Genomic DNA, 14,038 nt, shown 5'->3' with positions numbered 1-14,038 from the left:
TTAAGAGCCTGCTAATTTCAGAAAGAATATCCCACTTCTATTCCGGCAATGTGTCTGCCTTGCGAAGATGCATATTGATAACAATAGAATGCATCCAACGACCAACGTTTGGCCAAAGCTATTTCTACTCCGGGACGATAACGCATACGATCGGCTCTCCAAAAAGAAACGTCATCCAAACTCTGATAGATTTCAACAGAGAAATAGGGAGAAACAATTCCTTTTGTAGGAGCATAAGATAATTTCAAGCGGGAACGCAAACGAGTTTCAGAGTTGCCACGATCAAAAGTCTGCTGAAATCTTTCCCTTACAGCTACTTTCAACCATTGATAACGAAAACTGACAGTAGCAGTTATATGATAGCGATGCCTGAACTTCCAGTCCGAGTCACCCAAATTCCGAAGATGGGTTTCATAGCCAACCCCCAGATTCAAAAATGAATAGGGTCGGTAACTTCCGCCAACAGTCAGCCCCCAACGATCCAATTTACTCACATCATCTTTCATGCGCAATTCCAAATCACCTGAAACTGAAAACCGGGAATCTATCTTATGGTTTACCTTGAATTTAGTCCATGTATTAAAATCGTCACTTTGTGCCCATGCAGAAAATGATATTCCAAACAACAGCACAAATAATAGCCAAGTCTTAGTATTTAATATTATTCTACTCATTGATTTTCGGGTTAAAGTTACAAAGATAACAAATTATCTCCGGCAAAGAAAAAGCATGATACTGAAATAATACTGAAAAACTGTTTGCGTTTCATTAAAAGGAACATGTTGTTTCTCGGTGTGAAACAGGTCGTTCCTTTAAAAGAAACGACCCGTTGGTTTAAAAGGGAAAAGTCCCTTTTTATAAAGCATTGTTATTCAAATCATTACTTCGGCTTCACATTCCACACCAATAAAGCGAAAAATACAGACAATAAAGCCGCTCCTATCCAAAACCAATTGATATAAGTGAAATCATAAACATCGACTCCATTCTGAACCGTCTTTTGCCCCTCTATCAGAACACCACTCATTACATCCTGTAATCCGGCCCCAATATAACTGGCAATGCCGACTACCCCCAATGCTGCTCCCGACGCATTACGGGGAGCAATATCGACTGCCATCAGGCCACCCAGAAAACAAATGAGAACTCCGATACCCAAACCGAAAAGAACCATAGCCAACACATCTATCCAAAAGTGTACACCGGGAACCAACAAGAACAGGCTAAGTGCAAGAACATTCATCAATCCGAAAATCAGGGCGGGAACATTTCGACGACCGCCAAATAACTTGTCAGAAATAACACCCGAAAATATGGTACCTACGATACCACAGACCGGACAGATGGAAATAATGAAGCTGGCATCCAACGTGGAATATCCTTTTTGCGCTTCTAGATAAAAAACACCCCAGCTATTGATAGCATAGCGACTGATATACATAAAAGCACTCGAAAGAGCCAGTATCCAGATGGCAGGCATCATCAATACCTGGCGTTGGGCTTTATTAAAGTCTGTCGTTTCCACCACACTCATCTCCTCTTTCTGTTTTGGAGCATTTACAGGAGGAAAGCCCTGACTCTCGGGAGTGTCATGGAAGAACTTCCACACAATTAAAGCACCAAGCAAACCAACAATACCGGCACCAAAGAAACCGTATCTCCACCCCAATACACTAACGATAGATGCAACAATTAGGAAGGTCAACGCTTCACCGATATTGTGGCTGGCAGACCAAAACCCGTAATAGGAACCCCGTTCTTTGTCCGTGAACCAACGGGAAAGTCCCACTACACAAGAAGCAGCACCCATAGACTGAAACCAGCCACTAATCCCCCAAAGGAGAGCAAACAGAATAAAAGAATGGGTAAAACCCAGGCACAAGTTCACTAAAGCAGTTACCAGTAAACCGGTAGTCATAAAGCGGTTGATATTGCTACGGTCAGCCAGAAAACCATTCGTAAATTTTCCAAGGGCGTAAGTAAAGAACAATACCGAACCGATAATTCCCAGTTCCGTTTCGGAGAAAATTCCTTCATCTACGATGGGCTTCTTCACGACATTCAGGCTAAGACGACAAACATAGTACATGCCGTAACCGAAAGTGGCTGAAAGGAAAGTAGACCATTTCAGGTATTTCAGACGACGGGCATCGGAATGAAGATGTTGTGAGCCGGATGAAGACAAAGCTTCCCCGTTACAAGGTCTCGGTGAAGAGACCTTGTAAAAGTTTATAAGTTGTTTCAACATGAAAAAGTCTATTTAGTCGTGAAGTTTCTTTTTGCGCAGATACTCCAATAAGAGGGCAGGACGGTCAGTTTGAATTAATTTGGCTCCCTGATTAATGATCCATCCCCAGCTTTCATCCGGTTGATGAAGTTCTACTGCACGGTCGTCATCATGACCACCACATAATTCGGGCCAAAGAGAGTTTATAAACAACTTAGAACCCGTATCACGCACTTTTTTTATCAGGTTAAGCACCTCAGGACTATCATTATCAAACACTAACTCATAAGCAGCAGGCTTCATGTGAGTCTTGTAACTGTCAATAATAGCTTCGGCTCCTTTTTTATGCAACTGTACAATAGGCATAAAAATCACTTTATCCAATACAGCACCGTTTTCGGCTTTCACTTGTTCATAAGGAAGGCCGGCTTTGATAACACACTGGTCAACCGTTCCCGTCTTTTCGAGTACAATATAAGCTTCCTGAAAATAATCATACCCCTTATCAATATTTACCATGATCTTACCTTTGCAGAGCAACATCACTTCTTCCAATGTAGGAATCTGATGTCTTGTCTTACAAGCTACTCCATTTTTAAGACGCATTGCTTTCAATTCGGCCAATGTATAATCTTCCACCAGTCCTTTTCCAGACATGGTACGATTGATCGTTTTATCATGCATCACTACTAAATGTCCGTCTTTGGTTCGTTTCAAATCGATCTCCACCATATCGACACCCATATCAATGCAATTCTGTATACCTTGCAATGAGTTTTCCGGGGCATTACGCCAGTCAGCCCGGTGGGATACAACCAATATTTTATCTGGATGATTTCCCAGCAGATTTTCTCTGATTTCAGCTATTCTATTTTGAGCAACAGCCAGTTGCACCAAACACAGAAGAAGTATGAAGTTACATATCCGTTTCATAAGTTCAAGCATTAAGAATTTTAATTCAGTTTATTGTTTTTCCAGACTAGTTTTTCTCCCCACATTGGTACATAAGTCTGTTCACAGTTAATCTTCGAAGCCCGTTCGAGTGCCATATCCAATGACCATCTTGATTCATCAACACCTGCATGAGCCAGTTCCAAGATATGTGATAACAAGACATAATCGGGCTCCACCTGTCCCGCACCTGAACCCAGAATATTATTTTCGGTCAGAGCATTGGGAGCATAACGCGGTATCAAAACATTCACATGAGAAGCCAGATTCGTATATTGTTCCGGTTTATAGTTAGAGTCTCCTACATGCATAAAAACGAAATTACCGGTATCTTCCCCACAATCGATCGAAAACACAGTCACAAAATTAGATAACCCGGCATTGTTATGGTCAGTGATACAGGTTTTAATCTTGAATTTTCCAATTTCATAATCTTTATCCCCCTTTGCAGTATAAGGATATGTCGTGTCTTTCAAATAGTTGGATAACACCGGTTTACCTAAATCAAACATAGCCTGGATAAGATCATTACTATAATGATCGGAGTGCTTGTGTGTAACACAGAGAAAATCAATATAAGGTGCCAGCTCTTTCGCCCAACGATGAGAAATGTCAATAGCAAAACATCCTGACGGAGTTTTTACCACATACCCCATATTATAGAGTAACCAGATCGCTGCCGTACCATTTTCTACTTTTGAGTTTTTAATTCCATCCATTACACGATCAAATGCACTCCGATAAAAATAGATAATCGGATCACACTTTTCCATACTCGTACTTGCCTGATCGAAGCCATTCAGATAACTGATGAAATAATCATCTTTACACTTATCCGCATATCCCTGGATCTTGGTCAAAGTAGTGGTACGTCCGGTATTGACAATCAAAGGAGAAGAACTCCACAACTGTTGTGCAGTGGCATCTACTTCCTCTGCCAATTGCGTAAGAATTCCTTCATGACCAGTTTCGGTACTGTTGTTGTCATCATCATCACAAGCAACAAAACCTATTGCCAAAAGACAAAACAGTAAATATTGTATTTTTCTTATTATATCCATCTTATTTCTGATTTTTATAGTCATTAATTATTTTATTGAAAGTCTCAACCACCCGTTCCGGTGTCGGACGCGTATTGTCGTTTTCATGGTCTTTGGTAGCTTCATACATGAAAACCCCTTCATAGCCGATTCCTTCGAGTGCATGCATTAACTTTCCCCATTGAATGTCACCTTGTGTAGGAAGCCAATGACACTCGTTGACAAAATCAAAGTCCGAAGCGTGTATAGTACCTATACGTTCACCAACAGTTTCTACAAAATGCCCTGTCGTCCCTTTAGTATAATGATTGGTATCAAAACAAACCTTCACACCCGGAGTATCTTTGATTATTTCCAAAAGCTCTTCAGGAGTATTACCCAGACAAGTTCTCGGCAGATTTTCGATGCACAACTGTGCTCCTATTTGATCCGCATATTTTTTCAGATAAGCGATAGACCTGGAAGCGTTAGTTATTCTTTGTGCCCGAATACTGTCAGCAATAGGCTCGGAACTAGGATGCAGTACCAAACATTTCGGCTGAAACTGAGCGCACTGTCCAATCATCTCCGCCATAAAATCTACATTTTCTTTCCTTTTCTTTTCATCCAGCACCGATATATCCAACGTGCGTGAGAAAGGAAGATGTATAGACCAGACCTTGATACCGGCACTATCAATTTTTGCTTTCATATCCCGGATACGAGGAACAACTTCATCTGCCGGAACTCCTCTATAACACTGGTTAAATGCTACTTCCACATACTCTACCCCCACAGACCGGGCTTGAGAAAAGTCTGTGGAAGCAGGTACTTTCCACAAAGCTGTAGTCGTACCTACTTTATATTTCTGTGCATATAAACCCATTGTCATCGCCATAAATAAGATAAAAACAGGAACTCTCATTATCGCTTACTTTTGACGGTTTGTACCTTGAATATCACCACCACGAATACTCCAGGAGTCTGTTGCTAATGTCTTATTGACAGCAAAAGCCTTTATCGAACCGATATTATTAGATCCGATCGTTCCGCAATAAAGCCGTCTGTCCGGACCAATGCTAACAGCTGCCATGACCTGTTGTCCCACAGTCTCTTCAAAAACAATGTTTCCATTAGTGATGTCAAGTCCCAGCACTTTGTTATTCGATTGGGTACCTATATAAAGAATACCATCCGTACTCAAAGCACCTCCACTGTAGTTCAAATTGTTACCCACATTTTTCTCCCAGATTTTAGATCCGCTGGCATTTACTGCATGAACAGTCTGCGATCCTTTTTCAGTAAAATAGACATTGCCATTTTTATCAGCAATCGGGAAATAAGCATCTCCTTTTGTAGTCGGATACGTCCATTTCTTTGTTCCGTTTGTCATATCAACAGCAACGAGTCCTCCGTTTTTCAAAGTCGCATAAAGTACCTGATCCTTCAAAGCAAACGTAGCCTGTTCTGTCACATTCACTTCTTCCAATTTCCAATTCTGCTCTTTATTCGATTTAAAAGAATAAATGGCTGCACTTGTACCTGCATAAACATTTCCGGCTTTATCAATAGCCACAGCACTACCGGTTGCTCCGTCAAGCGATTGTTGCCATTTAATAGCACCACTGGATGCATCCAGCGCATACAACGTACTCTTATTGGTGAGACAGTAAAGAACACCATCGGCCGACAATGCAGGGAAAGCTCCTATCGCAGCATCCAATTTTACTGCCCACTTTTGAGTTCCGTTCGGATTAATAGCATATACATTATTAATAGTGGCATTTCTTACACACTGATAGATTGTACCATCAGGAGCCACCAACGCACCTCCGCCATAAGTTATCTGACTGATAGCAAACACCCACTTGAATTCACCGCTCACTACGTCAATAGCAAATAAATGACCCGCAGGAGTAGATGTCGGGATATACATTGTTTTTCCATCCGGAGAGAACACCGGATTGGAGGTCTTTACATATCCGGTAAGTCCACCGAAGTTCAAATCGACAGAATTCCATTTATAATTGCCGACCGTGACAGTCAGACTGCCCGACTCGGTGGTATTATTAACATAAGTCACCGTTACAGCCACTGTATAAGTACCGGTAGTAGTAAAAGCATGCACCGGATTGTTTTCTCCCGATGTCGTACCATCACCAAAATCCCAACTTACCGATTTCACTTCACCAGCCATGAAATACATATCGTTATAAGCAAAGGTAGAAGGCTCCCACACAACCAGTTCCGTACTAGCGAGAATAGGATAGATCAATCCGGGAGTAGCAGAAGTTTCCACCGCAATAGAATTGCCTGTAGGATAAACACAGACTACATTGAATGTATATTCCTGATCGTTAGTCAAACCATCAACGATGTATTCTTCCAATGAAGTATCATCCAGATTGATAATCTGATTACCGGGATTCACGGTAACCTGATAGCGAGTGAAACGTTCACTCGCAGGTTTCGTCCATCTCAAACGCACTCTTTCATTGCCGGCTGCTGCCGTCAGATCAGAAATCGGATATCTTGCATTCTTCGGTGTACAGGCAGCAGTAGTTTTACTGGCCAATCCTCCCGCATAACGAGGTTGCACAGAAAAAGTGTAAGCAACATCGTTCACCAGATTATTGATAGTGGCAGTCATTGTTTTTGCATCCACAGTCATCTCGCCTCCTTCCGCTTCTGATGATCCGGAAGTCCAAAGAATCAAATATTCATTCGGACGGGCATTCTCGTATGCTTCCCAGGAAAGAGTCACATTCATATCTCCGGCTGTTGCCGTTAGTGACTTCAGTTCATATAAATCGAAACTTGCCTTTGGCAGATCTTCTTCACAAGCAGTAAAGACTACCGTGAAAATAAACAACAAGCTATATAGTATTTTTTTCATCGTTTGATTTCTTTTAGTTTAATCCTATTAATATCCCGTATTCTGCCACAACAGTTCTGTGTTGTTTATTCTTTCCAACTCCGTTTTTGGAATAGGATACAGGAATTGATAGTCCTGAATAATATGTCCTTCTGCTTTCATAGCCTCCTTAGCACCTCCCATACGTACCAAATCGAACCAACGCTGTCCTTCATAAGGAAACTCCTGTTGACGTTCCAACATAATCGCTTTACGGAAGCTATCCTGATCGGGAAGCTCTGTTATCTGAAGCGGAGACAATCCGGCACGAGTATGCACAGCATTCAAAGCAACCATAGCTTCTGAATTCTGCAAATTACTATAACTGATTTCATTCAAAGCTTCAGCGTACATTAACAGCACATCGGCATAACGGAGAATAATCTGGTCATTACCGACTGTATTATAGGTCGCACTTTTGACATCCTTAAATTTATTCATCACGCATACTTTATCTTCCACCTTTACATAGGTAATCAGATTCTTGCGCTTATCCCCATCTTTGTAGCACTCTTTCAGAGACTTTGTCTGATTGGTATCATCAGTCAGATTAATAATAGAGAACCAATATCCATGTCCTTCTCCTTCAACATCCTTATTAAAGCGAACAGCAAAAATAATCTCATCGTTCATTTTATTGTTCACGTCAAACACCTGTTCGGGAGTAGTCATTAAAGAATACCGACCCACTAGTTGAGATAGCACATTGCGAGCCTCCGTCCATTTATGGAAAGTCAGGTAAATCTTGCCGAGCAATGCCATTGCAGCACCGGAAGTCACTCGTCCCATATCGGCACTTGTATAAGAAGACGGCAACATATTTTCATTAATAACCTGATTCAAATCACCGACAAGAAAATCATAAACCTGTTGATCGGAACTGCGCCCGATTTTAAGAGCTTCAGCCACCGTCACCACTTTATTAGTCATCGGTATCCCTCCCCATAAACGATACATATTAAAATAAGTAAGGGCACGGATAAAAAGAGCTTCGCCTTTATATTGTTTTTTCAGAGTTGCGTCGAAGTTGGCCTCATCAATTCTATCTAATACAAGATTGCAACGATAGACTCCATTATTAAAGTTCGCCCAGGCATCTTCCAAAATTCCGTTAGAGGCTTTATCTGCAAACTGATCGATATCATAACGGTCTTGTGTTCCGGCAGTGGGCGCACTCAATGTCAAATTATCACTCCGATATTCGCAACACTCTGTAAAATAGGAAACTTGTGTCTGCAATTTGGAGTAACATCCTATCACGGCTACATTAAAATCTTCCGCCGTCTTATATACCTTGTCGGTAGGCACACTGCTACTCGGTTCTAAATCGAAGAAACTATCTGTACAAGCAACTGATAACAAAGCAGTTGACAGGAATAGTATTAGTTTATATTTTTTCATATAACGTGTATTTTAAAGGATGATTAAAGTGTTATGTTCAGCCCGAACAAGAATGTTTTAGCCAATGGATAAGTTCCATAATCCTCACCCGGTGAAAGAGAATTACTCGGACGTGCATTTACTTCCGGATTATATCCGCTATAATTAGTCGAAGTCCATAAGTTTTGTCCGGAAACGTAAACTCTTAATTTTTCCACGAAAAAGCGTTGAGTCAAGTTCTTCGGCAAAGTATATCCTAGTGTCACATTCTGCAGTCGCAGATAAGAACCATCTTCAAGATGCCAAGTTGAAGTACGACCATTATAACCCTTTGACTTACGATTGGCACGGTTCACCTGACCGTTTCCCGGATCTTCCGGACTTTTCCAACGATTCAAGGCTATAGTGGTGCCATTGGTATTACCTTCCAGATTATCAATGTAACGACGATTCAGATTCAGAATCTCATTACCATATACTCCTTGAAAATTAAAATCAAGGTCAAATCCCTTAAACCAGACTTTACCACCAAACCCATAGGTAAAATCGGGCATATAGTTACCCACGATTGTACGATCTTTATCCAAATCCATCACTCCATCCCCGTCTACATCCACAAAGCGGAAATCTCCCGGCTGGGTATTGCTGAAATGAGGATACTTTTTTAATTCTTCTTCATTGGAGAAAATTCCATCCTGCACCAACAGATAATAACATCCGATGGGTTCACCGACTTTCGTTATGTAATAAGCATGATCTACGCTACCGGTAGATATGATAGGAGCATTACCCGGACCGAGTGCCTTCACTTCGTTCGTATTAGTGGCATAATTAGCATTAAACGAATAACCGAAATCTTTAGTTATATTCTTCTGTGAGGTCAAAGCAACTTCCCATCCCCTATTATTCACTTTACCGATATTCATCAATGCAGTGCTATATCCGGTCAAGTGGGGAACTGGTACATTCAACAACATATTAGAGGTATTGGTATTATAATAATCCACAGTCAGTCCCAGCAATCCTTTGAACATCTGCAAATCAACACCCACATTCACCATCGCATTCTTTTCCCAACTCAAATCTTCATTCTTTATGGTACTTGGCTTATAACCATTCACCAATTGTCCGTTACCTGTGCCAAGCACATAATTATCCAAAGCCATCAGAGACAAATGATCATAATTACCAATCTGGAAGTTACCGGTCACTCCATAACTCGCTCTTAACTTCAAATCATCAACAAACGACAGACACTTAGCCTTCATAAAGAAGTCTTCTCCGCTTATTCTCCACGCCAAAGAAGCTGAAGGAAAATATCCCCACCGATTATTCTTGCCAAAACGGGAAGAACCGTCTGCACGAATAGCCGCCGAAGCCATATATTTACCTTTATAGCTGTACTGCATACGCGCCAGATAAGAAGCAATCGTCCATTGGGTTTTATCGGATGCACCTTTCGTCACCGTACCTCCGGAAATTGTTTGTATATAGTCGTTCGGGAAATCGGTCGCCGTCACATTATCTCCTTTATATGTCTCTTTTTGAGCCGACTGTACTAAGACCACATTGATGGAATGAGCATCTTTAATCGTTGTGTTATAATTGATTTTATTCTCCACCAACCAGTTGAAATAAAAACCTGATGAACTGTAGGCTGTCGGATTTGACTTTACATCATAATACTTTTGTCCCAATAAAGGAAGTTCCGAAGAACGATATTGGTCATTATGCGAACCATAATAATCGCCACCAAAAGAAATGTTATAAGTAAGCCCCTTATACAACTCCAATTCGGCAAAAACTTTTCCGACAATCGCCATACGGTCTACAACATCCGATTGTAAGTTTGCCATGGCTACCGGGTTCAATACGGCATTATGCTGATAGTCATTTCCAATTCTCCAATAGCCGTTTCCCTGATAATTATAGCTGCCATCCGCATTATACACCGGCCATACCGGAGGCATCATCAATGCCGATTGCACAATACCATTAGATCCGGAAGCATCTACCCGATTGGAAGTAGAATAGGAAGGCGAGAAATTCAGACCAAATTTCAGTCTTTTATATTTCCCGTCCAAATTCATACGCATACTATATTTCTTAAAGTCGGAATTAATTATAATACCCTCTTTATCATAATAGTTGGCAGAAATGAAATAGCCGACTGTTTTTCCTCTGCCGGAAATAGAAACATTGTGGCTGGTAGTAGCAGCAGTACGAAAAATAGCATCTTGCCAATCCGTATCCGTCAACCCCTTATCACCATTCAGATAGGGAAAGAGTTCGGTAGGAATACGTTCCCATGAGTTCGGGCGCATTCCGTTCGGGTCATCCGGTGACCCTCCGGGATTAGCATCCAGATAAGCGTTGTCATGACCATCCTTTGCAAATTCGGCAAACTGATATGCATTCATCATTGAAAGTTTCTTCGAAACACTCTGGATGCCATAATATCCATCATACTGCACTTTCATCTTTTCCGATTGTCCCTGCTTGGTCGTGATAATAATGACACCGTTGGAACCGCGACTACCATAAATAGCTGCCGACGAAGCATCTTTCAAAACTTCCACAGATTCGACATCATTATTATTCAGATTGGCAAATCCACGTTCTACCGGCACGCCATCAATAATATAAAGAGGATCACTACCGGCATTAACCGTACTGATACCACGAACACGGATACTTACACTTCCCTCCGGATCACCACTTGGCTGTGTAACCTGTACCCCCGGCATCTTACCCGCCAACGCCTGACGAAAGTCTGAAGCAGAAACGTCCGCAATTTGTTCAGCTTTCACGGAAGAAATAGAAGTAGAGACGTCTCTTTTCCTCTGAACTCCATATCCCACCACTACTACCTCATCAATCATCTTACTATCTTCTACCAACGTGATTTTCGCCGTATTTTTATCCTTTGCAGAGATATTTACCGTTTTATATCCAATATAAGAGATGGTCAATGTTGCAGACTCCGGTACATTCATGATTGAGTAACGTCCGTCGATATCGGTAATCGTACCACTACCCTCTCCCTTAATCTGCACACTGGCACCAATCACCGGTTCTCCTTTATCATCTGCAACAATACCTTGTATAGTACGTGTACGTTGAACAGTTTCTTCTTTCTTAAGCGGCTGTTTGCTAACAGCAATTGTATGATCGGTCCTATTGAAATAAAGCTTGGCCTGGGAAGTAATTTCTCCCAGAATCTGTTTTAATGAAGCATTTTTAATGTCGAAAGAAACTCTCGGAGTCTTGTTCACCGTCTCCTGATCATAGAGAAACTTAAAATTAGTCTGTTTGCTGATTTTATTGAAAACACTCTCTACCGGCTCGTTTTGCACACGAAGCGTAATATCATGCTCTTTCAATGTCTGAGCAGCAGCCGGAGCTATTAAAATGAAGGTGAATAGTAAAAAAGCTAAAAACGAACAGCTATTTTTACTTATCCCTTTACAAATAAGAAGATTATTCATAAATTTGTGCGTTTTAGTAATTGACTAAAGTTATTAAAAACAAGCAATGCGCGATACGTTATTCATTTGGGTCGAAGCTTATGAATATCCGTCCGGATTGCGGATAGAGGCATTCCTTTGGAGTGCTTCTATCATTTTGGGGAGGTTCATGAAGGAGCTGTTTTCATCTATTATTTTTTAAAAGGTTAAACATTATCTATTATTCATCTCATTCTTTATAAAGAAGCACATGGATGCCCTCTTTCTTATATTTGATATCACCGCTGATAAATTCAATGGATTTAAGTACCGCTTCCAAACTCTTGTTATCATGTTCGCCGGTAATCAAGTTGTTGAAATCCTGACCGGAAGCAAAAGTAATCCGGCAATTATATACCCGTTCCAGTTCCTTTGCCACATCGCGGATAGGTGTACTGTAAAAACGTAACCCGCCTTTCATCCAGACAGCCACTCCCCTATCCTCCGTTTTCTTACTATATTCTCCGGAAACAGTATTGATAAGCACCTGTTCTTTAGCAGTCAGCCTCATCATCGCTTCCGGTAAATCAACCTGTACCTTACCACTCTCCACACTCACAGACACTATTTCATCTGTTGAATAGGATTTTACATCAAATCGGGTACCTAACACCTGAACATCCAGCCGCTTCGTCCTCACAATAAATGGCATCTTTTCATTGCGGGCAACACGGAAATATCCCTCACCTTCAAGTTCCACTTCACGGAGATCTCCAACAAAACGATCCGGATAACGCACTTGCGAACAAGAGTTCAGAACCAAAAGAGTTCCGTCCGGCAAAGTCACTTGTCTTTTCTCACCAAAGGAAGTGGTGATTTCAGCCAGTGTGACCTGTTGTGCATTCATATACCGGAAAAAGTTGACACTCCCTATGATAATGGCTATTACAGCCGCTGTACTGACTGCCACCACAGAAGCCCGGCGGAACCATGTACGTTTTTTGTGTTCAATACGCTTCAGTAATTGGCGTGCCTCTCTCTTATATTTTTCCCGCTCCAAATCATTACCAGGTTGCAGGTTCCCGGATTCTTCCCAAACCTCTGCTGCCAGTTCGTCCAATATATCTTGGTTTTCTGAATCCTTAATACTTTGCAACAACTGTGAAGCATCATCCCGGGTATAAAGATCATCCAGATAGCGATGCAATTTATCTTTTTCTGTTTTAGTATCTTTCATCATATATTCAAAATAAGGATATTAATTTCCTTCCCTTTGTATAAGTAATACACAAAAGTAAGAAAGAGCTAGGGTGTGATTAACATTTATTATAAATTCAAGCACAATAGAATCAAAAGTACATCGGCTGATGTACTTGAATATTTAGTCAAATAGGAACGAATCACTTTTAGAGAAAGAGAAATATGTTCTTGCACTGTATGAACTGAAACGCCCAATGCTTCGGCTATTTCTTTATGAGACATCTGTAGTTCACGACTCATTTTAAATACCTCACGCTGGCGGGGCGTTAATTGCTCCAATGCACGGGCAATAATCTCTTTCAAATCATTGAGCAGAATATGATTATTCGTTTCGTTCGTTGAATCGATCGCTTGAGAAAGAATCTGCTCTTTCAGCTGATCTTCATTAGCCATATCCCGCAACTGATTCAAAATACGATTACGCACAATAGTATAAAGATAGGAAGAAAAAGAGGCTTCGGGATTGATGAAACGACGGGTTTGCCAAACTACCGTAAACGCATCCTGAAATATATCCTCCGCAAATTCATGCGACTTGACGAATTTCAGGGCGAAGTAGAGCAAACGATTCTTATAAGCGGCATAAAGTTCGCAAAAGGCCTCTTCATCTCCGTCTATCAGACGGAGAACCACTTCCCGTTCATCCATTAGAGTGTCTGTTGCGTACATACTTTCTTTATTTTTGGCCACAAAGGTATTGTTATGATGTTACAAACGTATGTATTTTTTCTGAAATAAAAAAATAAAGCTCCCTTCTTATTAAATCTCCCGTTAAGAACTTTATCTACCTTTCCATTGTTATTAGTAATAGTAAAGTGCAAATAAGACGCACACCAAAATT

The 14,038-nt window shown here is 41.0% G+C and carries 10 protein-coding genes; all 10 read right to left on the bottom strand.

Features of this window, described 5'->3' with window-relative positions; translation table 11 throughout:
- Positions 1–17: 17 nt before the first annotated feature.
- The 10 genes from DWZ47_RS11220 to DWZ47_RS11170 all read right to left on the bottom strand — a co-directional run bounded on the left by DWZ47_RS11220 (position 18) and on the right by DWZ47_RS11170 (position 13,866).
- Positions 18–674 carry a DUF2490 domain-containing protein gene (locus tag DWZ47_RS11220; protein WP_022199201.1) on the bottom strand — a complete coding sequence of 219 codons (657 nt, stop codon included), beginning with the start codon at positions 672–674 and terminating at the stop codon, positions 18–20.
- A gap of 206 nt (positions 675–880) precedes the next feature.
- A complete protein-coding gene (locus DWZ47_RS11210) occupies positions 881–2,248 on the bottom strand; it encodes an MFS transporter (protein ID WP_004310809.1) in 1,368 nt (455 codons plus the stop codon).
- Between the two features lie 12 nt (positions 2,249–2,260).
- Positions 2,261–3,160 carry a glycerophosphodiester phosphodiesterase family protein gene (locus DWZ47_RS11205; protein ID WP_004305975.1) on the bottom strand — a complete coding sequence of 300 codons (900 nt, stop codon included), beginning with the start codon at positions 3,158–3,160 and terminating at the stop codon, positions 2,261–2,263.
- A gap of 20 nt (positions 3,161–3,180) precedes the next feature.
- A complete protein-coding gene (locus tag DWZ47_RS11200) occupies positions 3,181–4,239 on the bottom strand; it encodes an MBL fold metallo-hydrolase (protein WP_004319543.1) in 1,059 nt (352 codons plus the stop codon).
- Between the two features lies 1 nt (position 4,240).
- The gene (locus tag DWZ47_RS11195; protein ID WP_004310806.1) at positions 4,241–5,122 is read right to left on the bottom strand and encodes a sugar phosphate isomerase/epimerase family protein; all 882 of its coding nucleotides are present in this window, start codon (positions 5,120–5,122) and stop codon (positions 4,241–4,243) included.
- A gap of 6 nt (positions 5,123–5,128) precedes the next feature.
- Positions 5,129–7,093, bottom strand: a complete 1,965-nt coding sequence (locus DWZ47_RS11190) for a PQQ-binding-like beta-propeller repeat protein (protein WP_022199199.1) — start codon at positions 7,091–7,093, stop codon at positions 5,129–5,131.
- Positions 7,094–7,120: 27 nt separating this feature from the next.
- A complete protein-coding gene (locus DWZ47_RS11185; protein WP_004305970.1) occupies positions 7,121–8,512 on the bottom strand; it encodes a RagB/SusD family nutrient uptake outer membrane protein in 1,392 nt (463 codons plus the stop codon).
- A 23-nt stretch (positions 8,513–8,535) separates the two neighbouring features.
- Positions 8,536–11,979: a TonB-dependent receptor gene (locus DWZ47_RS11180; RefSeq protein WP_117513170.1), complete on the bottom strand. Its 3,444-nt coding sequence runs from the start codon at positions 11,977–11,979 to the stop codon at positions 8,536–8,538.
- A gap of 208 nt (positions 11,980–12,187) precedes the next feature.
- On the bottom strand, positions 12,188–13,177 hold the full coding sequence (locus DWZ47_RS11175; RefSeq protein WP_004310803.1) for a FecR family protein: 990 nt from the start codon (positions 13,175–13,177) through the stop codon (positions 12,188–12,190).
- An 86-nt stretch (positions 13,178–13,263) separates the two neighbouring features.
- Positions 13,264–13,866: an RNA polymerase sigma-70 factor gene (locus tag DWZ47_RS11170; RefSeq protein ID WP_004305965.1), complete on the bottom strand. Its 603-nt coding sequence runs from the start codon at positions 13,864–13,866 to the stop codon at positions 13,264–13,266.
- Between the last annotated feature and the right edge of the window lie 172 nt (positions 13,867–14,038).

Origin of the sequence: Bacteroides sp. AF32-8BH (genome assembly GCF_003435205.1) — a bacterium.
Taxonomy (GTDB): domain Bacteria; phylum Bacteroidota; class Bacteroidia; order Bacteroidales; family Bacteroidaceae; genus Bacteroides; species Bacteroides ovatus.
Note: the sequence above shows the minus strand (reverse complement) of the source record. Positions and strands in the feature narration are given on the sequence as shown.

Excerpts from the sequence above, each read along its gene's own strand:
- DWZ47_RS11190 (WP_022199199.1), bottom strand. The coding sequence starts at position 7,093 with ATGAAAAAAATACTATATAGCTTGTTGTTTATTTTCACGGTAGTCTTT.
- DWZ47_RS11200 (WP_004319543.1), bottom strand. The coding sequence starts at position 4,239 with ATGGATATAATAAGAAAAATACAATATTTACTGTTTTGTCTTTTGGCA.
- DWZ47_RS11220 (WP_022199201.1), bottom strand. The coding sequence starts at position 674 with ATGAGTAGAATAATATTAAATACTAAGACTTGGCTATTATTTGTGCTG.
- DWZ47_RS11175 (WP_004310803.1), bottom strand. The coding sequence starts at position 13,177 with ATGATGAAAGATACTAAAACAGAAAAAGATAAATTGCATCGCTATCTG.
- DWZ47_RS11170 (WP_004305965.1), bottom strand. The coding sequence starts at position 13,866 with ATGTACGCAACAGACACTCTAATGGATGAACGGGAAGTGGTTCTCCGT.
- DWZ47_RS11210 (WP_004310809.1), bottom strand. The coding sequence starts at position 2,248 with ATGTTGAAACAACTTATAAACTTTTACAAGGTCTCTTCACCGAGACCT.
- DWZ47_RS11195 (WP_004310806.1), bottom strand. The coding sequence starts at position 5,122 with ATGAGAGTTCCTGTTTTTATCTTATTTATGGCGATGACAATGGGTTTA.
- DWZ47_RS11205 (WP_004305975.1), bottom strand. The coding sequence starts at position 3,160 with ATGAAACGGATATGTAACTTCATACTTCTTCTGTGTTTGGTGCAACTG.
- DWZ47_RS11180 (WP_117513170.1), bottom strand. The coding sequence starts at position 11,979 with ATGAATAATCTTCTTATTTGTAAAGGGATAAGTAAAAATAGCTGTTCG.
- DWZ47_RS11185 (WP_004305970.1), bottom strand. The coding sequence starts at position 8,512 with ATGAAAAAATATAAACTAATACTATTCCTGTCAACTGCTTTGTTATCA.